The following is a 21803-nucleotide window of genomic DNA, read 5'->3' as shown; positions in this document are numbered from 1 at the left end:
GTTATGGAGTATGCTAATAGTATTGTAGAAGGTAGAAAGGTAGCAAACAAGGAACAGATACAAGGCTGCCAAAGATTCCTAAATGATTTGAAAAATCCTGATTATGACTTCAACCCTAAAGATGCAGAGTTCGTTATTAATATAATCGAAAAGACTTTTGTTCATCAAAAAGGTGAAAATATGGAAGGGTATCCTTTAAGGGGTACTCCTTTTTTATTGCAGCCCTGGCAAAAGTTTATTGTGTATAATCTCCTTGGTTTTTTTCACAAAGGTACCAAACTTAGGAGATTCAAAGAGGCATTCAATATGCTTCCGCGAAAGCAGGGGAAGACTCCTTTAATGACTGCCCTTGGATGGGGTATGGGCTTACTTGAAAGAATGTCTGGTGCAGAGATTGTTATCGTCGGAGCACAACTAAAACAAGCTTTACAAAGCTTTAACTTCCTCAATTACAACTTGAAAAACATGGGTGAGGAAAAGAACTTCCGTATTTTAGACAACAACCAAGAACATAGCATTAGCGGTGAATTAGGTGACGGATATGTACGAATTGAAACGATTGCTGGTAACAGTGATCGCATGGACTCCCTCAATACTCTTATCCAAATACTTGATGAACTTCATTTGTATCGTAATGCCAGTCAGTACAACACCATTAAGGAGTCGGGTAAGGCTTATCGTAACAGTTTATGCATCGGTATTACTACTGCTGGTGATAACAGTAATAGCTTTTGTTATAACCGTATGGTTTATTGCCAAAAGGTATTAGAAGGAACCGTAAGAGACGAGCAGATGTTTGTTTTCATTGCTAAAGCAGACCAGGACCCAGATACTGGTGAGGTTGATTATACAAATGCTTTAGAACATGAAAAGGCAAACCCAAATTATAATGTTTCTGTTTCAGGGCAGGAATTAATGAATGATGCAATGCAAGCGCAAAATGATCCTCAGCAGCGCAAATCATTTTTAGCTAAGTCGTTAAATATCTATACGTCTGCAATGAAGTCGTATTTTAACATAGATGAATTTAAGGCAAGTGACAAGAAGTTTAATTGGACGGAAGAAGAATTAGTGAAACTCCCTATTGATTGGTATGGAGGGGCAGATCTATCTAAGATGCACGATTTAACAGCAGCTGCATTGTACGGAAAATATAAACACAAGGGAAAGGAAATTGATATCGTGCTAACGCATGCCTTTTTCCCTGTAGTTGCTGCCCATATTAAAGCCGAAGAAGATAACATTCCACTTTTCGGGTGGGAAGATGATGGCTGGCTAACAATGTGTAACACTCCAACAGTTAACTATGACGATGTTATAAAGTGGTTCGTTGATAAAAAGAAAAAAGGTTTTAAAATTAAGCAGATCGGTTTCGACCGTAAGTTTGGACGAGAGTTCTTTCTCGGAATGAAGAAAAAAGGATTTAAAATAGTCGACCAACCTCAATACTTTTACAAGAAATCAGAAGGATTTAGACGGATTGAAAAATCAGCAAAAGATGGCAGTTTATATTATTTTCACTCTCAAGCTTTTGAATATTGCGTTCAGAATGTGCATGCTATCGAAAAGACTGATGACATGATTCAGTTCGAAAAGATAATGCCTGAGCATCGTATAGATATTTTTGATGCGTCGGTTTTCGCAGCTGTCCAAATGCTTGAAGATATGACAAAAGCTTCAGACGCTTCAAGTTGGTTAAAAAGTTAGAAAGGAGGGAGGCGCGCTTGGCTAAAAGAAAAAACAAAAACAAGAGGCAAAATAGGAGTTCGTCAACCACTCAATCTGTCCCTATTACCTTTGGTTTCGGCAATGTAGATACCGTAGGATATACCAGACTGTCTGATAATCCCGATGTTCTGATTGCTGTAGATAAGATAGCAGATTTGGTTTCTAACATGACCATTCATTTAATGGAGAATACAGAAGAAGGTGACAAAAGGGTACGTAATCAATTATCCAGAAAGATTGATGTCGAGCCCTATAGGAATATGACTCGTAAGGGTTGGATTTATAAAATTGTTCGCGATCTATTACTTTATGGTGACGGAAATTCAGTTGTCCATATTGGTGTTGATCCAGTTACAACTTTTATTTCTGATCTCACTCCTTTTCAAATGGGTGCTGTCACATACGAAGACAGGGATGGGGACTATTTTATTCATTATAACGGCAGAGAGTACTCACCAGATGAAGTAATCCATTTCGTAATTAATCCAGATCCTAATTATCCTTATAAAGGTAAGGGGTACAGGGTTGCTCTTCAGGATATTGTTAAGAACCTTAACCAGGCAACTAAGACAAAAAATAATTTCATGAGCGGCAAGTATATGCCTTCTCTAATTATCTCTGTGGATGCCATGACTGAAGAACTTGCCAGCAAAGAAGGCCGCGATAATATTATGGATAAATATTTTGATGAAACGGAAGGTGGTAAACCATGGATAATTCCTGCTGATTTAATCAAGGTTGAACAAGTTAAACCACTATCACTTAAAGATATAGCAATCGTGGAAGGTGCAGAATTAGATAAGAAAACAATTGCTGGACTCATTGGAGTGCCGGCTTTTTTTCTTGGTGTTGGAACTTTCAATAAAGAAGAATTCAACAATTTTATTAACACACGGATTTCTTCTATTGGCCAAATAATTTCTCAGACACTTACTAGAGATTTATTATTTTCACCAAATTGGTTCTTTCGCTTAAATCCTCGTACCTTGTACTCATATGATCTTCCAGAATTGATTGGAGCCGGAGTACAACTGGTGGATCGAAATTCTATGCGGAGGAATGAATTGCGTGATTGGGTTGGTCTTGATCCAGATAGTGAAATGAATGAGCTGATTATTTTAGAAAACTATATTCCTGCAGGATCAATCGGTGATCAAAACAAGCTGAAAGGCGGTAATGAAGATGAATCTAATTAGTGAGTTTGATTATATGCGTTTAAGAGATGCGATTGAACGTTCAAAGGTTGATGAAGAAATTTGGATCATTGCTCGAAACATTCAATCTGCGAAATTTGAATGGGGAAAAATAGAATCTTATTTTAAAAATAGTGATACCAAACCTATTTTTATTACAAATAACGAATATTCACTAGATGGAAAGGATCCATCTAAGGCTTGGATGGTATTAATAAACGGTTGGTGGGAAAACAAAAACGTAGCAAAGCTTTTATCTGATTATATTCCAATGGCTAAGTATTGTTTTCAAATAGGGCATATTCGTTATGCTCCGGAGGGCGGTGATTAATAAATGGAGAAGCGCCATATCCAGTTTAAGTCTGAGCTGCAGACCCGGGCAACTGAAAATGAGAATGAAGGTGTAATTGAAGGATACTTTGTCGTATACGATCAGGAGACTGAATTATGGCCAGGCACATACGAGGAAGTAGCACCTGGTGCCTTTGATGAAAGTCTACGAGCAAAGGATATTATTTGTTTAGACAATCATGATGCGCGAATTGTTTTAGGTTCGTTAAACAGCAAATCACTGGAACTTAAATCAGATAGCAAGGGGTTGTGGGGGACCGCCATTGTGGATTTAGAAGATCCATATGGAAAATCAGCTTATCGGAAAGTGCAAACTGGTAAAGTCCGAGGATGTTCATTTGGTTTCTATCCTATTAGAGAAGAGCGGGTGGAAAAAGAAGATGGTTCTTTTAAGTGGAGAATTGTTGAAGCAGAGTTAATTGAAGTTTCTATTACTGCTTTTCCTGCCTATCCTCAAACGGATATAGCAGCTCGTCAAAAAGATGCAGCGGCAATAAAAAAACAAAAACTTGAGCAAAGAAAAGCTCAATTAAAGGAGAAGATGAAACGTGCCTAACCCAGTATTAATCGGAGCAAAGCTAAAACTAAAAAGAAGTTCTTTGAAAACAGTCGAGGAAACAATTACAGAATTGCTGGCGAAGCGTGATGAGTTATCAGCTTCTATTGATGGCGTTGAATCTGAAGAGGATTTAACAGCAATTGAAGATAGCGTAAAAGAAAATGATGAGGAAATCGAAGGCAAAGAAGAGGAGAAAACAAAACTTGAAGAAGAAATTGATGAGCTCGAAAAAGAACTTGAGCGTTCAAATCAAAAGAAACCAAAAAATCGCAGTAAATTAGGGGGCAATGAGAATATGGATAAAGAACAATTAAAAGAATTACGTTCAGCACTTAATGCTTATGTTCGTTCTAAAGGTGCAGAAGTTCGTGCCGTAGATGGTTTTAAATTAGTAGATGGCGGAGCGTTGGTTCCAGAAGAATTGTTGACTCCAGAAAAGGCTGTTGAGGATGTAGTTGACTTACTACAGTACGTAAAAAAAGTACCTGTTAAAAGCTCTGCTGGTAAATATCCAATTATCAAGAAATCAGGAAACAGAATGAATACTGTACCGGAATTAGAAGCGAACCCTGAGTTGGCAAAACCAGCATTAACTAATGTCCTTTATGAAATTGAAACATACCGTGGATATATTCCTGTATCTCAAGAAGTAATTGATGATGCAGATTACGATATTGTTGGGTTAATTGACGATGAAATTCGTGATCAAGAATTAAATACTCGTAACTTTGCTATTGCAACAGTGCTAAAAACAGCTTCACCAAAAACCATCGGAACACTCGATGAAATTATCACTCTTTTAAACACTGGATTCAAAACTGCATATCAAGTAAGGCTTTATGTGTCTCAATCAATGTTCAATGATTTAGATTTGTTAAAAGATGCGAACGGTCGTTATTTACTTCAAGATGATGTGACAGTAGCTTCTGGAAAACGTTTAAAAGGAAAAGAAGTCGTTGTATTAGATGATGATATGATCGGGGCTCAAGCTGGTGATAAAGTAGGCTTCATTGGAGATGCTAAAGCATTCTGTAAATTCTTTGACCGCAAGCAAGTATCCGTTAAATGGGTAGATAACAACATCTATGGTCAATTGTTAGCTGGATTTGTTCGATTTGATGTGGAGGTTGCTGATACTGCAGCAGGCTATTACATTACATTCACACCAGATGCCGCAGAACCTGCAGGGGCTTAATCCAGTTTGAAAGGATGATATAAATGCCGTACATTGTGATTAAGGATTTTAAGGATTTACAAGATGATAACCATATCTACAGCAAAGGCGACAAGTATCCTCGAAAGGGTCGAGGCAAAAAAGACCGTGTTGAGGAATTAGCCAGCATAAAAAATAAGCAGGGTGTTCCTCTTATAAAAGAAGTGGAAAATGATGAATGAAGAAATTAAGAAAAATCTTTTAACACTCCTAAAATTAGACTTAGGCATCACTCATAATTTGAGAGATGCCTATTTTAATACTATTTTAGAAGGCGCAAAGAAAGAGCTTGAGAGAAAAGGTGTTTTTTGTAATTTTTTGTTTGCGGATGATCAAATGCTGATCGTTGATTATGCTGCCTGGTCTTATCGAAAACGTCAGGAAAATGTTCCTATATCTCGAAATTTACAGATCAGAATAAATAACAGGCTGATCCAGAATGCGGGGCGGTATTAATGCCATCGATCAAATCCAGCTTAGGTAATAATGAGCACATATCACTTGATGATGTGTGCTTTTTAATTACTAAGACATCCAATGAGGATGAATTAGGGCAGAGAGTGCCCGAAACAGAGAAAGAACGGCAAATCTTCTGTTCGAAAACATCGGTTAGTCGAGCTGAATTTTTAGCAGCCGGACAATTAGACCACAAGCCGCAATTAACAATTATTGTTGATTCTGATGAATATGATGGTGAGATTCACCTTCGCTATGGGACTAAGAAATATTCAATATATCGTGTTTTTGTGAGATCAGACGGATTTACTGAGCTTTATTGTGAGGTGCATGCTGGATGACCAGTGTTGATAATATTTCACAGGAGATAATGCGACAACTTCGAGTCTATGCTAACGGAGTTAGAGATGATGTTGAGGAAATTACAGAAGATGTTGCAGATGAGCTTGTATCAGAGCTTAGAACTGATCCAACACCTGAATTAACAGGCGATTACCGAAAAGGCTGGAGAGCAAAAAGAGTAGGAAATAAATTTATAATTCACAATGCAACAGATTATCAATTGACCCACTTACTCGAAAAAGGTCATGCAAAAAAAGGTGGAGGCAGAGTCCCAGCTTACCCTCATATTCGCCCAGCAGAGCAACGGGCTATTGATGAATTTTTAAGAAAGCTTGAAGCGGTACTTGGGCCATGACTCTTGCTGAACTATACCAGATTTTGTTAATGACTAATATTCCTGTAACTTACTCTCACTGGACACCAACTGCAGACAAACCAGTACCGAACCCACCTTACATCTGCTACCTTGTGGACGGATCAGAAAACCTAATGGCAGATAACAAGGTGTATCACAAAATATCAGATACAACCATTGAACTTTACACAAACAAAAAAGATTTAGCTGCAGAAGCGGTAGTTGAAAAAGTCTTGGACGATCATGAGATACCTTATGATTCGGACGAGACTTTTATTGATTCTGAGAAGTTATTTCAAAAAATTTATGAAGTGAGGTTAATATAATGCCAGAAAACAAAGTTACTTTTGGTCTTGAAAACGTTCATTATGCTACTTATACGGAAGGTACTGGCGTGATTACTTACGATACTCCTGTTGCCATCCCAGGCGGTGTAGATATCACACTTACACCTCGTGGTGAACTCACAGAGTTTTACGCCGACAATATGGCTTATTATGTGGCAAACAGCAACCAAGGCTATGATGGTACGTTGAATATCGCCAACATTCCTGAGCAATTCGCCATTGATGCATTAGGAGAAGAAAAGGATGAAATCGATGGTGTAATTTCAGAAGTTGCAGATGCAAAACAAAAACCATTTGCATTGTTATTTCAGTTTGAAGGAGATGCTAAAGCAGTTCGCCATGTCATGTACAATTGCACTGCTAATCGTCCAACTATCTCTTCATCTACTAAAACCAATACTACTGAGCCGAACACAAATGAGCTAACATTTGTAGCAAGCCCAGCTGTTATTGATGGCAAGAAAATGGTTAAAACGAAAACTGGTGCTAATACTTCACCAGCTGTTTACGATGCTTGGTTTGAATCAGTTTATAAGAAAACTCCTGAAGCATAAGAGGTGATCTAATTGGAAAAGACAATTGAAATTGACGGTAAAAAGATAAAACTCAAGAGCACCGGAGCAACAGCTTTACGTTATAAGGCGCAATTCCAGCAGGACTTCTTTAATGATCTATTTAAGCTTGTTAAAGGAGGCAAAATCGAAAAGGATGGCACGATTGATCCTTCCACAATTGAAAGCATGGATTTTGAGTTTTTCTATAACTACACATGGGTGCTTGCGAAACAAGCGGATAAGGAAATTCCAGACCCCATTGAATGGTTGGATGGATTCGATGTTTTTCCTATTATAGATATCATTCCAGAAATCCAAGACTTACTCTATAAAACTATTCAAAGTAAAAAAAAATAGAAAAAACTGAAGGAACGAGTCGTGGGGATACAATCTCAACTGACACGTTCCTTGTTTTATGTCGGCAAGTCGGCTTATCGCTTAATGATCTTGAAGAAATGAGTATAGGCATGTGCCTGGATTACATCGATGAATATGTCGAGATGAACAAGCCAACTAAGGACCAAAAACGAAAAGCATCACAGAAGGACTTCGACTCTTTTTAAAAGTGAGGTGAGAACATGGCAAGCAGAATCAAGGGGATTACGGTTGAAATAGGCGGGGATACAGTCGGTTTAGAGTCAGCACTCAGAGATGTAAATAAACGTACAAAAGAAGTGCAGACTGAGTTAAAAGATGTTGAGCGATTGCTTAAGTTTGATCCGAACAATGTCGATCTACTTGCGCAGCGTCAGCAGTTATTAACTGATGCTATCCAGTCATCTACGGATAAGCTTAATCAATTGCGTACAGCTCAATCACAAGTTGAACAGCAGTTTCAGTCGGGGCAAATTGGAGCAGATCAATATCGCGCTTTTCAGCGTGAATTATTGGCTGCAGAACAGCAAGTTAATAGATTTGAGACAGCATTACAAGACATGCAAACTGAACAGCAACAAGTCGGAGAGCGTACAAGGCAGATGAGCGCTCTATTTGATGCCACGGGCACATCGGTGGAGGATTATGCTAATGTAATTGGCACCAGATTGGTAAGGGCCATTCAAGACGGTACAGCAACAAGCCGAGATCTTGAATATGCTTTTCAACGTATCGGAAGGAATGCAATTGGTGCAAATGGCGATATTGAGAGATTAAGAGCTTCTTTGCAGACTATTAATACAGGTGGATCCATTCAAGATATTCGTCGTGATATGCAACAACTGCAAGCTGAGGCTGAGCAAACGTCTGAATCTGTGGACGGGATAGGAGATAGCCTGGCGGGCGTAGCAGGAGCGTTAGCAGCAGGTGGCGGTATTGGAGCATCTATTGAACAAGCTTTAGATGTTTCTTCATTAAACACTAAAATTGATATCTCAATGGATATAGACGAATCATCAAGAGATGCAGTTAAAGAATCAGTTCGTGGCGTTGTTGCTGTTATCGGTGAAGAAGAAGCGGCGCTTGAAGGCGTAAGACGTCAATGGGCATTGAATAAAGATGCTTCAGACGAAGCGAATGCAGCTGTTATTGATAGTGCAGCAGCCATTACAAAGGCATATGCAGCGGTTGATTTTACGGAATTAATCCAAGAGGGAAACGAAGTAGCTGCAGCCCTAAAATTGTCTAATGAAGAAGCGATGGGGTTAATTAATTCATTGTTGAAAGCTGGGTTTCCTCCTGAACAATTAGACACGATTGCTGAGTATGGACAGCAGATGAAGGATATCGGTTTCTCGACTGCTGAAATTCAATCGATATTTGAAGCGGGGATTAATACAAAAACTTGGAATATCGACAATTTGAATGATGGTGTAAAGGAAGCTCGTTTACAGATGGCCACATTCGGGTTAGAAATCCCTGCAGCACTTCAACCTCTTTTAGATAAAGCGGGTATGTCACAAAAGCAATTCCAAGAATGGGGCAAAGCAGTTGCAGCTGGGGGGGAAGAAGGTTCCCAAGCAATGAGTGATGTTGCAGCTTGGTTAGATACAATTGATAATAAAGAGCTCAAAAATGAACTTGCAACTAAGGTTTTTGGTACCAAGTGGGAAGATCAAGGCGATAATATGATCGCTGTTTTTCGTGGGTTAGAGGATGCTGTAGATAAAACAGACGAAAATTTAATCGGAATGCAAGAAACCATAGATAAAGTCGATGCTGATCCCGCCACTAGAATTGCCCAAGCAATGCAAGATATTAGAGCGGCATCGGAGCCGGCTTTACGAATTATTGCTGACATTATAGGTAAAATTGCTGGGTGGATTTCAGAAAACCCCAAGTTAACTGCAACGATTATTGGTGTAGTAACGGGCATCGGAATTATGGTGGGTACGATTATGGCGTTGGCTCCTATAATTTTCACCCTACAAGCTGGTGTAGCGGCACTCGGGATAACGATGGGGACATTAATTGGTATAATTTCCGGTGTTGCGGTTGGTATTCCTCTATTAATTGCTGCAGGTGTTGCATTGATTACAAATTGGGAAAGCATAGCACAACTGGCTTCATCAGTATGGTCCGGAGTCCAAAATATTGTAACCAAGGCTTTATCAGCTATTCAAGAAGCTTTTTCTGACATCTCTAAAAGTGACTTTATGAATACTATGATTGAAAAAGTAACCTCAGCATTCAGTAATTTCGGGTCAACAGTAATGGGTATCCTACAAGGAGATTTTTCTCAGCTAGGTGAGTTTTTCAAGATGATCTTGCCTACTTTGATCGGCTTTATGGTCGGAGGGATCCCAGGATTGATTATCTCAGCATCTCGTTTCCTTCCAGCAATTGTGGAGGGAATAGAGGGGAACAAGGGTGTTCTGATTGAATCAATCAATGGAATTGTAGCCAGCATAACTGAATTTTTAGAGGTTGGTCTTCCACAATTAGTTGGGGCAGGATTGGAAATTGTTATCAACTTGATTGAGGGAATTATTAGCGCATTACCAATGGTTATTGAGGCAGGTGTCAGTTTACTAAACTCAATTATTGAGGGAATCGGTCTCGTTTTACCTATGATTGTTGATTTGTCGCTTCAAATTATAACTTCATTAGTCACGACTATAGTTGAAGCATTGCCACAAGTGATTGAGGCTGGAATTGGAATACTGAATGCAGTGATTGAGGGAATTGTCTCTGTTCTTCCATTATTGCTTGGCGCGGCACTCCTTCTGATTACTTCTGTAGCAGGCACTTTGATTGAGAATTTGCCGACGATTGTTTCTGCAGGAGTTGATATCCTTACAGCATTAATTGAGGGAGTCGTGAGCATTCTTCCGTCATTAGTAACCATGGCGGTTAATTTAATTATCACAATTGCTTCAACTTTAATTAAAAATTTGCCTAAAATTATTTCTGCTGGTGTCGATGTTTTAATGGCATTAATCGATGGAATCGTTCAGATTTTACCTACCCTAATCACTACGGCGGTCAATTTAGTCGTTCAAATAGCTGGGGCAATAATTAAAAATCTTCCTAAGATTTTATCGGCTGGAAAGGATATTTTGAAGGCGCTGATCAATGGTATTGTTTCGATTGTAGGCACTTTATTGTCCACACTTGCAAGAGAAATTGTAAATCCAATACTGAGAACCTTTAAAAATATCGATTTAGTACAAATCGGTAAGGATATCATTCGCGGTCTGATAAACGGCGTTGCAGGAAGTGCATCTGCCGTCTATAACAAAATTGCTGAGATTGCCAATAACATAAAGAAGAAGTTCACTGGATTGTTTGATATCCATTCTCCTTCCCGTGTATTCGCAGGTTATGGTGAGAATTTAAATGAAGGTCTCATTAAAGGTATCCAGGCAACATCATCTAAGCTTAATAAAGCTGTTGATAATGTTTATGGCAGTTTATCCAGCAGTGTATCTGGCATGACGAATATAAAGGCTGACAGGGAAGCCAGGACGATGGCTGCACAAAGTAGCAACCAACCTATAATGCTAAATATTAATCCAGCACCTGTATATCTCGATAACGGAATGTTTGTAGGTCAAATTGATTTTGACATGATGGATGACGGGTTCGGAACCCGTTTAAATGGTCGAATGATTGTAAATGGAGTGAAGAAGTAATGATTATCTTTGAAAATTTAAATGGTCATACAGTCGATTTGAAAGCAGCAGGTATATATCCATTGCGGCTAACTGTAGATTCGCTGACACCGAGAATTTCCACTGAGATTGTGGAAGGTATGGATGGTCACATCGATTTAGAAACCACATATGAGGGACGCACGATGAGTGCATCTTTTTTTGTTGAATCTAAGTATGGCGTAGATTATTATCAATTGCGCAATCTAGTTTATAACCTTTTTAATGGAAAATCATACTTTTATATCATTGATGAGAATGATCCATCTAAACGCTGGAAGGTAAAAACCTCAGAAAGGTATACGGTTGAAAAACTTAGCTGGATAGCCGGTAACTTCACTGTAAATCTTGTGTCTCCTTCACCCTATGCTGAGTCTGTGAGTATGCCTCATTATCAATTTAAAGACAAATTTTCATTTTACAATAACGGAGACGTTGTTATTGATATGCGTACACAGCAAGACACTGAGATTGAATTTCGTGGTGTGAGTGAGGGGTTAACTATTTCAAATCAGACTACCGGAGATACTTGGTCATATGATGGCTCAACCACTGCAGATGATGTAATTTTGTTAAAAGGTATAAGATCAACAAAAAACGGAACATCTATATTCGGCAATACAAATAAAAAACTTCTAACCTTTGCTCCTCAATGGAATTCAGTGCATATTACAGGTTCCACTGATTTTACTTTAGTTTTTAAAACGAGATTCTATTTTATCTAAAAGCGGGTGATGCTTTTGCTTGTCATAACAGATTTACAAGGTAATACTGAGCCTGCGATTAACTTCAATGGACTAGAAATTAATGAAGAAGTAAACGGTGATTTTTCCCTTTCGTGTACTTTCCTGAGAACTGAGCACAATCGGCATGCCTGGCCGTTAATTGCAGAGGAATCGCTCATTGAGCATGACGGCCATGAATTTAGGATCAAGAATATTAACAAAGGGCATTCTCGTAAGCCAGTATCTGCGCGGCATATATTTTTTGATTTAATTGGTCATCATGTATACAGCATCAATGGGGGCACTAAAACTCCTGGTGATGCTTTTTCTTTTATCCTAGACGGATCAGGATGGACCTTTGAAGTTGTAGACAATATTCCAGCTGCACTCTTGCCTAATTTCGGGGAGGATAATGCGATTTCTCTAATTAGGACTGCATGTATAGCTTTTAATTGTGAGATTAAGATTATGCCAGGTAAGCACATTCAAATATATAAGCAGATCGGTAAAGATGAAGATCACCAGTTTAGGTATAATCACAATATTAAAACGATTAATGAAAATGTTAATACTGATAATTTGTTTACTTCAATACGAGGCTTTGGCGGTAACGGACTCGAAGTGACATATGTATCGCCCAATGCTTCTAAATTTCCACATGCAGATGCAGCAGATCCAGTTCGAGATGAAGAAATTACAGAAGCAGAAACCATGACAGAGATGCTTAAGCAAACCCTTATTGACTATCCGGAAGTGTCAATTGAACTAGAGGCCATTATGCTTGAAGGAGCAGAGTTAGGGGACAAAGTATGGCTTATCCACGAACCCTTAGGAATTGAGTTTCAAACAAGAATAATGGTAAAAAAGAGTCGTCCACAATCTCCATCCGGAGATACCGTCACACTTGGAAACCGTAGGCAACAGATGAGCGATTTGTTGACAGAAACTAAGATTGAAATTAAAGAAAATCAGAAGCAAGTTCAGTCGCGGATTGAGCAGACCAACGAAAGAATTGCTTTAGAAGTAGAAGCATTAAATGAAGGCATTGCTGCAATACAACTAGAATACGACAATGTTTCTATACGAGTTGAGGAATTTGAAAACTCATTAGCACAAATAAATACAAGGGCAGACAACATCTTACTAAGCGTTGCGGATCTGGGTGATGAGATCGATGCAGCGAATGCACAAATAAGCATTCAAGCTGGCCTTATAAGTAGTAAGGTTGAGCAAAGGGATTATAACGGTAATGTGATAGCTTCTTTAATTAATCAATCAGCAGACGCTGTAGAAATTGAAGCGAATAAAATAAATTTAAACGGTATTACCAATGTAGCGGAAACATTAACATTAGGCACAGGGTTTGGTTCTTATGCTCGCATTAATTTTAACGGTAACTATTCCAGTATAAGCACAGATAGCGGTAGCGGCATGGTGTTGTCAATGAGCGGTAACTTAACTTTAGATGCTTTAAACTTGGAGTTTTTTGGAACGCACGTTGATTTAAGTACAGCTAGCAGGATCACCTGGGGAAATAATGGTCCAACGAATGCGCAGTATGCAGCAAATGCAGGAAACGCACAAACCTTAAACGGTTATACAGCCAGCGACTTCAGCAGAAGCGGACACACTCACAGTGGCTATGTACGAGATGCTTTTAGTCAAGGATTAGAATTATATATTGATAATAGTACAGGTAGGATGGTAGTTCGACGAAACGGTTCAGTTTTAGGTGCTGTGCCATGGGCTTAATTAAAATAAAAGGAGATGGTTTATAATGGCTTTAAAAGTAACATTAAATGATGGTAATAGTATTTCGGTTGATGCAAATAGTTTTAATGCAGCAGTAATAGCTGAGGAGTTAAACAAGTCAAGTATTTTTACATTAAATATCGGAAATTTAGTAATTAACAAAAACGTTATTTCTTCACTACATTTAGAAACACAAGAGGGCGCACAAAATAACGTATCAGTTTTATTAAATAATGGGACAAACCTTAATACAGTTGTAGAAAACTATAATTCAAAAGATGTTTCATTAGAGTTAAATAAAAGGCTGCAATTCTTTAGCATTGGTAATGTAGTAATTGACAAGAGGGAATTTAGGTTAATTAGTGATATTTAAGGGTCGTGTAAGTAATAACCTAACACTTGTATTTGCATTGACTGCTGGATATAATAATATTAACAAATGGATTAGGCTAGTTTTAGCTAGAAAAACCCTCTAATTTTTATTAGTGGGTTTTTTTCTTTTCATAAAATATTTAAGCCCTTCCACTTGGAGGGGCTTCTCTTCGTTACTCCTACATTAAATAATTGTATAACTCAATGCAGGTTGGGCATTTGATTAAACAATTTCTCTTTTAAGTAAATACTTCATTTCTGCTGCAGAACCTGCAATTACTTGTGAAAACACACTCACGCATTCCCAGCCTTCTTGCCCTAATTTATTTAATTCTTCGTCTGGATCAACCTTATTTTTCCCCTTAAATAGTCCCCCGGTATTTCCAAAAGTTACGGTTTTGTATTCAAATTTCTTCATGATGTTCCTCCTTCAGTTTATACAAATCATCAACTTTTACGTTTAATAGCATAGAAAGTTTCCATAGTTGCGGCACAGATGGATAGGTTTTTCCTGTGCACCAATTTGATAAAGTATTTGCTGATATACCGAATATATCACATAATTCAACACGACTATATTTTGATTCTTTCACATAAGCACCTACTAGACAAACTACCACTTTTATCACCCAATATATTAATTCGGTACAAGCGATATTAATCCTTTCACAAATTTTTTCAGAAAATCACAATATTTTTGTGATAGACACGCATTATTTAGGTCATTGCCCAATACAATGAACTATACAACGAAGAGGAGAGTGAACAGAAATGGAATTAGATACAAGACATCTGATTTACATTATGATGTGCATGATTGAGGATCAAGAATTTGAGCAGCTGGATCAATTAATTGAAAGTTTTGATGATCAAACATTTGCGACTGTACGTTTTTGGGCGCTTATTCAGAGTATGTTAACCCAAAAAGTTCTAGTGCGTCTAGGCTTAGAATCGGAGGATGAGTGATGGATCCATTTACATTCGGAATCGTCTTTGTAGGAGCCACTGGTGCAGCATTAACCGGCATAGCTTTACTTGGTAACGCTGGTATAAAAATAAACGAGGATGCTTTGAAGATCGTTATGGAGCTTGCTAAATACGGTAGCATTTTATATCTCCTCCAGGAGATCAGCAAGTTTCTATGAATTGTTCATTCTATTGTTCTTTGAAAACTTCATTAGGTGAATTCTTCATTGAAGTATTCACTATTAATTGGCTCAAGTAATTAGCCTTGTCCGTTTTTATTCTTTTTTTGAGCAACTGATATATTATCATATATCTTTTTTCTTCTGTTCCATCAGAAAAAATCGGAGGTGTATTTTTTTGAAATTTCACGATGATATTAACGAAGCTTTTAAACCGTTAAAGGATTTTGTTTCTGAGTTCATGGAAGACAAAGAAGCTAATGAGACAATATCACAGTATATGTACATGTTTCATGATGAAGAGGAGACACATTACAAGCATTTTGGAAGCCGTGAATATTTTCGTATCAACCATGAAGGTAAGGCAAGGGGTAAATTAGAAAATTGGAGAGATTGGGAATGAAAAGCAGAAATGTATGGGAGGAAATATCAACTATCAGTTCCATGCTTTTGGTGGTTTACGAAAATCTGATTGAAATATCAAATGATTACGCAGGAGATGAATTGAAGGTAGTTGCTGGTCAGCTTATGGAAGAAATTCAAAAATTATATCCGCATGATTATTAGGAGGTCAGGGAAATGATCGAATGGTTAGCGTTGCCAGCAGTAGTCGCGGGAGCTGCATTTATTCCCAAGCGTAAAATGTCTGATCAAAGAAAGCTTCAAGTAATATTCGAAAACCGCAAAGTTGGCATTAAAAAGGATGATCACTTTCTATATCCGAAATTACTTAATAAACATGATAAAAACGAGTATGTATCATATTTATATACCTTACCACTAGGGATACCATTCGAAGTGTTTGAATCCTTAAAAACAGCTATTTCTGACGGTTTAAACAAGGATATAGATTTAGAATTTGAAAACGGATTGCTGAAGATAAAAGTCTATAAAAAGAAGTTGCCAGATAAATGGTCTTACACAGATGACTTGCTGACCTCTGGCTGGGAAGTGCCAATGGGTCGCAATCATGATGGTGTGCTTTATCATGACTTTGACAAATACCCTCATATGCTTGTGGGTGGTGTCACGCGCTTTGGCAAGACCGTTTTCATTAAGGAGTCCTTTTATAGTTTGCTCATGAATCAAATGGAGAATGTAGAGTTTTATATATTGGACCTTAAAGGTGGAATGGAATTCGGGAAGTATATAGGCATCCCACAGGTGAAGGCGGTCGCTTCAGACATATTCGAGTCAACGGAACAATTACATGGAATTATTGAAGAGTTAAAAAGCCGGCAGAAGTATATGCGTTCAAAAGGATATACAAATATTGTGGAATCGCCGATCAAGAAACGCACCTTCATTATTGTGGACGAAGGAGCAGAACTGTCACCAGATGTAATCAATGGTAAAGATCAAAAAGCATGCGCTAAGTTTTGCCAGGCAGCCTTATCAGAGATTGCTCGTATAGGTGGAGCTTTAGGATATCGATTAATCTTTTGCACCCAGTATCCCACAAAAGAAGCTGTGCCCATGCAAGTTAAAATGAATATAGTCGCCCGGCTGTCATTCATTGCGGCTGCACAGATTGCCAGCAGAGTTATTTTAGATGATGTGGGAGCTGAAGATTTGCCAAGTATACCAGGAAGGGCAATATACAAAATTGAAAAGAATCGCACCATACAAGTGCCTTATATCGATGACAAATATATGTTTAAGCAAATGGAGGCGAAAGAAGATGCTATTATCAACGCAGGCAAGAATAGAGAGCCTGTTGACCACGATAGACACCCTTGGCATGGCGAAGATAAAGCACCTAATGCAAAAGCATGATCTAAAGAGTTATCGTAATGCCTGCAGGATTGTTAAGCAGCTAGAACCCTATGTACACGTCGCCCTCCACTATAAAGAAAAGGTACTTTACCTTAATAAGCATGGAAGGGAGTTAATCGGATCAAACAAGGAAGTAAAAAAGAATTCGCTTATTGAACATACATTGTTGGCCAACGAAGCATACTTTTACTTCAACTGCCCGATCGATTGGAAAACAGAACATGTCATGGAGTTTGTGCCAGTCAATCCTTCAGGAATAGTTTTTAACGGAATGAAACTAACAGGGAAGAAAATAGTCGCTGATGCTGCCTTTCATAGAAATGGATACCTGCATCTTATTGAAGTCGATAACACGCGCAGCATGATCGATAATAAAAAGAAAATCGATACCTATGCCGATCTGTGGAAGGAGATCCGGAAGCAGTCAGTACCGATTCTTTATATTTTTACAACAAATAATGAACGAAAGAAGAAATTTCAATCATGGCTGCAGGAAAAGAATCTACACAGCCAAGTTATGTGTTTTAACGAAATTTAGTTTGAAGATAGATTAGAAATAAAAAATGACGGTTATTACTAACCGCCAATTTCAAGAATTTATAAGTGTCTGTCCACAGTTATTTGATAATTAAAAAGCTCCCCCAAATCCCCCCCAAATAGATGGGGGATAATACGGAATTATACAAAGCAGACAAAAAAGAAAAATCTCTAAAACCATTGATAAATCAACGTTTCTAGAGATTTTCTTAACGCTCTTTACAAAGCGATTTTATTAACGAGAGTAGAATTCAACGATTAATGATTCGTTGATTTCAGCAGGAAGTTCAGAACGCTCAGGAAGGCGAGTGAATGTTCCTTCTAACTTGTCAGCGTCGAAAGAAACGAAATCAGGTACGAAGTTGTTTACTTCGATTGCTTCTTTCACGATGTCAAGGTTGCGAGACTTTTCGCGAAGTGTGATTGTTTGACCAGGTGCAACACGGTATGATGGGATATCTACGCGAGCTCCATCAACCATGATGTGACCGTGGTTAACGATTTGGCGAGCTTGGCGGCGAGTGCGCGCTAAGCCTAAACGATAAACAACGTTGTCAAGACGTGATTCAAGAAGAATCATGAAGTTTTCACCGTGTTTACCAGCCATTTTACCTGCTTTATCGAACAAGTTGCGGAATTGGCGCTCGTTCACACCATACATGTGACGAAGCTTTTGCTTTTCCTGCAATTGTAAACCGTATTCAGATAATTTTTTACGTTGGTTTGGACCATGTTGTCCAGGAGCGTAAGGACGCTTTTCTAATTCTTTACCTGTACCGCTTAAAGAAATGCCAAGACGGCGAGATAATTTCCAGCTTGGGCCAGTATAACGAGCCATGAGAGACTCCTCCTTTAGTGTTTTTATTTGGGTAAAATAAAAACAGATGCTTACGATCTCTAAGACCATTTTGTTTTCATGTACCTTCGCCCTAGCAGCTAAGGGTTACACAGTACCCCATCCTCAGAATGAAATCTGATTGAGGAACAAAATGAGATCAAAAAGTGTTTGCATAGGCTGCAATATTTTACACAAAGAGTATTATATAATTTTTACCTGCAATAAGTCAATAGGAATCTCCATACTTAAAAAGAAAGTATATCACCAACGGGTTAAAGGGGGTTACAGAAGTGGCGTTTACGGGCTAAGTAAACTTAGGCTAAATATTACATCCATTGTTAGGGAAAAAGCTAACTGTTCTAAAAGAAGTAACTAAACTTGAAGAGAAATTTATAAATCCGAGAAATGGCAATCTGGCATTTTAGACACAGCTTTTAAGAATAATGGGATTGCCTGCAGAAACAATGCAAGCCTGAAATAAGCGGAGAAATTCCTCTTATTTATAAAAAAGCCCTAAAACTAGCTAAAATAGACGGAGGATTTCCAACTATCGCCTTAAAATTGGTGAAACTGGAGGGTTTTGCTATGAATAACCAGAAAAACTACCCTTATTTAAGCCGAAATGAGCATTATTGTGCATTTAACCGGAAAAATTCCGCTTATTATTGACTTCTAAGCCAAAATACCATTGCAGCAGAAAGAAATCTTCAGCTCTTTTGTTAATTGAGATGCAGACTAGTGAAAATAGCACTATATGATTTGCCTTTTCTCAGGGAGCAACTTCTCCATAAAATTTAAGTACAATCTTACCATGATATCGTAAAACGCTAATTAATGAAATTAAATATACAGGATAAGGCAACCTAATGTTATAATATAGGAAAATAGATATAAGAGTGATCGTTGTGAAAGAATCAAGAAAAGAAAGAAACACCCGCTTGGTGCTCATTTTTCTATGTATCAGTGTCACTGTTCTTGCTTTTTTATATGTACAAAATAATAAAGTGATTGATTCAAAAGGCACATATACACCGCTTTATCTAGTTTTAGAACAAGGTACATCTATAAACGAAAATCCTAAAGTGGCATTGTACAAAGAGACAAATCAAGAGCATGTGCTGGCAATCTATGAAGTTGACGTGTCAAATGGCCATAAATTCACAGCTCTTCAGGCAGTCACATTAAAAGGAATTCCAGAAAAACTTACAAATGATGAGTCAAAACAAGGAATATGGGTATATATGAGTAATGATTGGATTTATCTGGATGATTCGCTTGATGCAGCTGAGAAAGATGAGGCATCCAAAATAGAAGATCCTTTATTTAGAGATGAGCTTACAACGATGAAAGTGGAGGAGCTGCATAGACAAGGAGTGCAGGAGCCCATCGCTATTCATTCTTTGGCAGCTGATCAATCTTTATGGCTAGTTGTTCAAAAAAATGGCAGTTTTAGTATAATTGAGAACTTACAGGGTTAAATAACAGTGGGCATGCTGCGTTAAATGTCAGCATGTATAACAGGTGATGATGTTGATGGTCAATACACAGGAAGATCCAATAATAATAAAACTAAAAAGTCACTTCTATGATCTTATTGATACAGAGAGTGGTTTATTTCATTATGATCATATTGTAAATAAAATGCTGACAGCCATTCATTCATTGCTTGAAGTGCCTGGTATCCTTCTTTATAAACGCAATGAACAAGAGCAAGTTCTGCAATTTAAAGCTCCAATTGGCAATATTGATGTGGAGATGTTTCCGAAAAAAATCGACATCCGCTCTATTCCTGACTTTAGCCGCAGCGGTGCACCAATGAACCGGACGAGTTTAATTGAAATTGAAGGAAATGCTTTAATGCTTTTATTGGAAAAGAAAAATCAACTGCTTGGCTGCTTGATTTTTGAGGGGAAAGATCAGGATTTTCATATTTCTGAAGATGTTTTGCAGGTCATTTCAAATGAATGCGGACATTTTTTAGCAAAAATTCAAGAGCTGTCAACTGTGCTCTCTGAGGAGAAGCGATATCAGCAGTTATTTAGGGTTACAGAAAAGTTTCACTCTTCCATGAATATGGATAGTGTTTTAGGTGAGATTATCCAAACCTTGCAGGAGGTTTACCCAACATTCACCTATTATCTGCTTCTTTCACACGACAACAATAATAATACAGACTTGCCTATTAAGGATTTGGAATATGACAGTGAAAATATTTCTGCAATGCAGGCATATGTAACTGGAACGATTCAATTTGAGGATTCTCAGTCGTATGGAAGATCCGTGCTGTATGCACCGTTAATGGGGAAGCAGGGAGTATATGGCGTTTTGCAGGTAATTGCGCCAAACACAGTGAATTTTCCTAAAAATGAGGTCGAGTTTATTTCACTGCTCGCAAATACAGCAGGAAGTGCGCTTGAAAATGCCCAGCTCTATCAGCAATCAAAGCGTCTTATCTCTGACTTGCAGCTAATTAATGAAACTTCCCACCGATTAAATTCTGATCTAAGACTTACTGAAACAATGAAATACATGTCAGAGCAAATTTCGAGTTCGTTCGGTGCCGAGGAAGTCGGCTTCATTTTATTATTAAATGATGGAGAGGATATTAACGTTTTGCAGGGCAGTACTTCTTTCTTCCAGGTAAGAGAATCGGAGAGATATATTCAACTGATGAAAGACAAGATTGCGAAAGAAAGAGAGCCGCTGTTCTTAGGTGACTTTCATTTTCCTGATAGCACAGAAGAAAAAGGCTTTAAATCCATAATGGCCGTTCCGATGGATCAATCGGGCGAATTGAAGGGGTTTGCGCTTGTGATGCATCAGCAGCCGTATCATTTCTCGTTTGAGTCCTTTAAACTGCTGCAATCGCTTATCCATCATTCTACATTGGCTTTTACCAATTCAATGTTAAGAGAAGAGTTAGAAAGAATGGTCGTCACAGATCATCTGACAAAGCTTTTTTCAAGAAGCTATCTTGATAAAAAGATCTATAGCTCCATGAATGAGGATCAAGAAGGAACCTTTATGTTAATTGACATTGACAACTTTAAAAAGGTAAATGACACGTATGGTCATCAAGCTGGTGATGAGGTAATTGTACAGGTCGCCAATTTAATCAGAAAGAATATTCGCGGCTCAGATATAGGAGCACGATGGGGCGGTGAAGAGCTGGCCGTTTATTTGCCAAACGTCGGATTGGAAGCAGGAATTGCTATTGCCAATCGACTCGTACAAAAAGTAGGGAAGACAACAAACCCACAGGTTACCATTTCATGCGGGGTCTCGTATTGGAGCAAAGCAAGTATTGCGGATGTTCAAGAAGAAGATACGTACTCAGCACTGTTTAAGCGTGCAGATAAAGCTCTCTATATAGCAAAAGAAACAGGGAAAAACAAAATGGTTGTCCAAAAAAATTAAGATGTCCACTATGGGCATCTTAATTTTTTTACATTTTAAATGTTATCAGCTCCTA

The 21803-nt window shown here is 38.1% G+C and carries 27 protein-coding genes; 24 read left to right on the top strand and 3 right to left on the bottom strand.

Annotated features, from left to right (window positions below; all coding sequences use genetic code 11):
* The first annotated feature begins 3 nt into the window (after positions 1 to 3).
* The 16 genes from F7732_RS09355 to F7732_RS09285 all read left to right on the top strand — a co-directional run bounded on the left by F7732_RS09355 (position 4) and on the right by F7732_RS09285 (position 14036).
* On the top strand, positions 4 to 1707 hold the full coding sequence (locus tag F7732_RS09355) for a terminase large subunit (RefSeq protein WP_420837677.1): 1704 nt from the start codon (positions 4 to 6) through the stop codon (positions 1705 to 1707).
* Between the two features lie 17 nt (positions 1708 to 1724).
* The gene (locus F7732_RS09350; protein ID WP_205068212.1) at positions 1725 to 2924 is read left to right on the top strand and encodes a phage portal protein; all 1200 of its coding nucleotides are present in this window, start codon (positions 1725 to 1727) and stop codon (positions 2922 to 2924) included.
* Positions 2911 to 3252 (top strand): hypothetical protein, encoded by a 342-nt coding sequence (locus F7732_RS09345; protein WP_151573579.1) that lies wholly within the window; start codon positions 2911 to 2913, stop codon positions 3250 to 3252. Before F7732_RS09350 ends, F7732_RS09345 begins: the two co-directional genes overlap by 14 nt.
* Before the next feature lie 3 nt (positions 3253 to 3255).
* Positions 3256 to 3828: an HK97 family phage prohead protease gene (locus F7732_RS09340; RefSeq protein WP_151573578.1), complete on the top strand. Its 573-nt coding sequence runs from the start codon at positions 3256 to 3258 to the stop codon at positions 3826 to 3828.
* A complete protein-coding gene (locus tag F7732_RS09335) occupies positions 3821 to 5026 on the top strand; it encodes a phage major capsid protein (RefSeq protein WP_151573577.1) in 1206 nt (401 codons plus the stop codon). The genes F7732_RS09340 and F7732_RS09335 overlap by 8 nt, the downstream gene beginning before the upstream one ends.
* A 23-nt stretch (positions 5027 to 5049) precedes the next feature.
* Complete coding sequence (locus F7732_RS22845; protein WP_192913006.1) at positions 5050 to 5226, top strand: hypothetical protein; 177 nt, start codon at positions 5050 to 5052, stop codon at positions 5224 to 5226.
* Complete coding sequence (locus F7732_RS09330) at positions 5219 to 5500, top strand: hypothetical protein (RefSeq protein WP_151573576.1); 282 nt, start codon at positions 5219 to 5221, stop codon at positions 5498 to 5500. The genes F7732_RS22845 and F7732_RS09330 overlap by 8 nt, the downstream gene beginning before the upstream one ends.
* Positions 5500 to 5841, top strand: a complete 342-nt coding sequence (locus tag F7732_RS09325) for a phage head closure protein (RefSeq protein ID WP_151573575.1) — start codon at positions 5500 to 5502, stop codon at positions 5839 to 5841. The genes F7732_RS09330 and F7732_RS09325 overlap by 1 nt, the downstream gene beginning before the upstream one ends.
* A 29-nt stretch (positions 5842 to 5870) precedes the next feature.
* Positions 5871 to 6197, top strand: coding sequence for an HK97 gp10 family phage protein (locus F7732_RS09320; RefSeq protein ID WP_420837676.1), 327 nt, complete (start codon positions 5871 to 5873; stop codon positions 6195 to 6197).
* Entirely contained in the window at positions 6194 to 6523 is a 330-nt protein-coding gene (locus tag F7732_RS09315) for a hypothetical protein (protein WP_151573573.1), read from the top strand. The genes F7732_RS09320 and F7732_RS09315 overlap by 4 nt, the downstream gene beginning before the upstream one ends.
* The gene (locus F7732_RS09310; RefSeq protein WP_151573572.1) at positions 6523 to 7098 is read left to right on the top strand and encodes a major tail protein; all 576 of its coding nucleotides are present in this window, start codon (positions 6523 to 6525) and stop codon (positions 7096 to 7098) included. Before F7732_RS09315 ends, F7732_RS09310 begins: the two co-directional genes overlap by 1 nt.
* A 12-nt stretch (positions 7099 to 7110) precedes the next feature.
* Positions 7111 to 7455, top strand: coding sequence for a hypothetical protein (locus F7732_RS09305; RefSeq protein WP_151573571.1), 345 nt, complete (start codon positions 7111 to 7113; stop codon positions 7453 to 7455).
* 221 nt (positions 7456 to 7676) lie between these two features.
* Positions 7677 to 11168: a hypothetical protein gene (locus tag F7732_RS09300; protein ID WP_151573570.1), complete on the top strand. Its 3492-nt coding sequence runs from the start codon at positions 7677 to 7679 to the stop codon at positions 11166 to 11168.
* A complete protein-coding gene (locus F7732_RS09295; RefSeq protein WP_151573569.1) occupies positions 11168 to 11911 on the top strand; it encodes a phage tail domain-containing protein in 744 nt (247 codons plus the stop codon). The genes F7732_RS09300 and F7732_RS09295 overlap by 1 nt, the downstream gene beginning before the upstream one ends.
* 15 nt (positions 11912 to 11926) lie before the next feature.
* Positions 11927 to 13663, top strand: a complete 1737-nt coding sequence (locus F7732_RS09290) for a phage tail protein (RefSeq protein WP_161598853.1) — start codon at positions 11927 to 11929, stop codon at positions 13661 to 13663.
* 25 nt (positions 13664 to 13688) lie between these two features.
* Positions 13689 to 14036 (top strand): hypothetical protein, encoded by a 348-nt coding sequence (locus F7732_RS09285; protein WP_151573567.1) that lies wholly within the window; start codon positions 13689 to 13691, stop codon positions 14034 to 14036.
* A 222-nt stretch (positions 14037 to 14258) separates the two neighbouring features.
* Here the strand turns inward: F7732_RS09285 and F7732_RS09280 are convergent, their stop codons facing one another.
* Complete coding sequence (locus tag F7732_RS09280) at positions 14259 to 14453, bottom strand: DUF4177 domain-containing protein (RefSeq protein ID WP_151573566.1); 195 nt, start codon at positions 14451 to 14453, stop codon at positions 14259 to 14261.
* Positions 14440 to 14628 (bottom strand): helix-turn-helix transcriptional regulator, encoded by a 189-nt coding sequence (locus F7732_RS09275; protein ID WP_240056572.1) that lies wholly within the window; start codon positions 14626 to 14628, stop codon positions 14440 to 14442. Before F7732_RS09275 ends, F7732_RS09280 begins: the two co-directional genes overlap by 14 nt.
* Before the next feature lie 178 nt (positions 14629 to 14806).
* Here F7732_RS09275 and F7732_RS09270 point away from each other — a divergent pair, with 178 nt between their 5' ends.
* The 6 genes from F7732_RS09270 (at position 14807) to F7732_RS09250 (ending at position 17494) form a co-directional block, all read left to right on the top strand.
* Positions 14807 to 15001 (top strand): hypothetical protein, encoded by a 195-nt coding sequence (locus F7732_RS09270; protein WP_151573564.1) that lies wholly within the window; start codon positions 14807 to 14809, stop codon positions 14999 to 15001.
* Positions 15001 to 15180 carry a hypothetical protein gene (locus F7732_RS09265; RefSeq protein ID WP_151573563.1) on the top strand — a complete coding sequence of 60 codons (180 nt, stop codon included), beginning with the start codon at positions 15001 to 15003 and terminating at the stop codon, positions 15178 to 15180. Before F7732_RS09270 ends, F7732_RS09265 begins: the two co-directional genes overlap by 1 nt.
* Positions 15181 to 15358: 178 nt before the next feature.
* The gene (locus F7732_RS09260; protein ID WP_151573562.1) at positions 15359 to 15583 is read left to right on the top strand and encodes a hypothetical protein; all 225 of its coding nucleotides are present in this window, start codon (positions 15359 to 15361) and stop codon (positions 15581 to 15583) included.
* Positions 15580 to 15747 carry a hypothetical protein gene (locus tag F7732_RS22590; RefSeq protein WP_161598852.1) on the top strand — a complete coding sequence of 56 codons (168 nt, stop codon included), beginning with the start codon at positions 15580 to 15582 and terminating at the stop codon, positions 15745 to 15747. The genes F7732_RS09260 and F7732_RS22590 overlap by 4 nt, the downstream gene beginning before the upstream one ends.
* A 12-nt stretch (positions 15748 to 15759) precedes the next feature.
* Positions 15760 to 16956, top strand: coding sequence for an FtsK/SpoIIIE domain-containing protein (locus F7732_RS09255; protein ID WP_151573561.1), 1197 nt, complete (start codon positions 15760 to 15762; stop codon positions 16954 to 16956).
* Positions 16943 to 17494: a replication-relaxation family protein gene (locus F7732_RS09250; RefSeq protein ID WP_161598851.1), complete on the top strand. Its 552-nt coding sequence runs from the start codon at positions 16943 to 16945 to the stop codon at positions 17492 to 17494. The genes F7732_RS09255 and F7732_RS09250 overlap by 14 nt, the downstream gene beginning before the upstream one ends.
* Positions 17495 to 17728: 234 nt before the next feature.
* On the opposite strand, the gene rpsD is transcribed toward F7732_RS09250, so the two are convergent.
* A complete protein-coding gene (gene rpsD, locus F7732_RS09245; protein WP_066442997.1) occupies positions 17729 to 18331 on the bottom strand; it encodes a 30S ribosomal protein S4 in 603 nt (200 codons plus the stop codon).
* A 905-nt stretch (positions 18332 to 19236) separates the two neighbouring features.
* On the opposite strand from rpsD, the gene F7732_RS09240 reads away from it, so the two are divergent.
* The gene (locus F7732_RS09240) at positions 19237 to 19809 is read left to right on the top strand and encodes a hypothetical protein (protein ID WP_151573559.1); all 573 of its coding nucleotides are present in this window, start codon (positions 19237 to 19239) and stop codon (positions 19807 to 19809) included.
* Between the two features lie 55 nt (positions 19810 to 19864).
* A complete protein-coding gene (locus tag F7732_RS09235) occupies positions 19865 to 21748 on the top strand; it encodes a sensor domain-containing diguanylate cyclase (RefSeq protein ID WP_151573558.1) in 1884 nt (627 codons plus the stop codon).
* Positions 21749 to 21803 lie beyond the last annotated feature (55 nt).

The organism is Bacillus mesophilum, from assembly GCF_008923265.1.
In the GTDB taxonomy this organism is placed as follows: domain Bacteria; phylum Bacillota; class Bacilli; order Bacillales; family Cytobacillaceae; genus Cytobacillus; species Cytobacillus mesophilum.
Note: the sequence above shows the minus strand (reverse complement) of the source record. Positions and strands in the feature narration are given on the sequence as shown.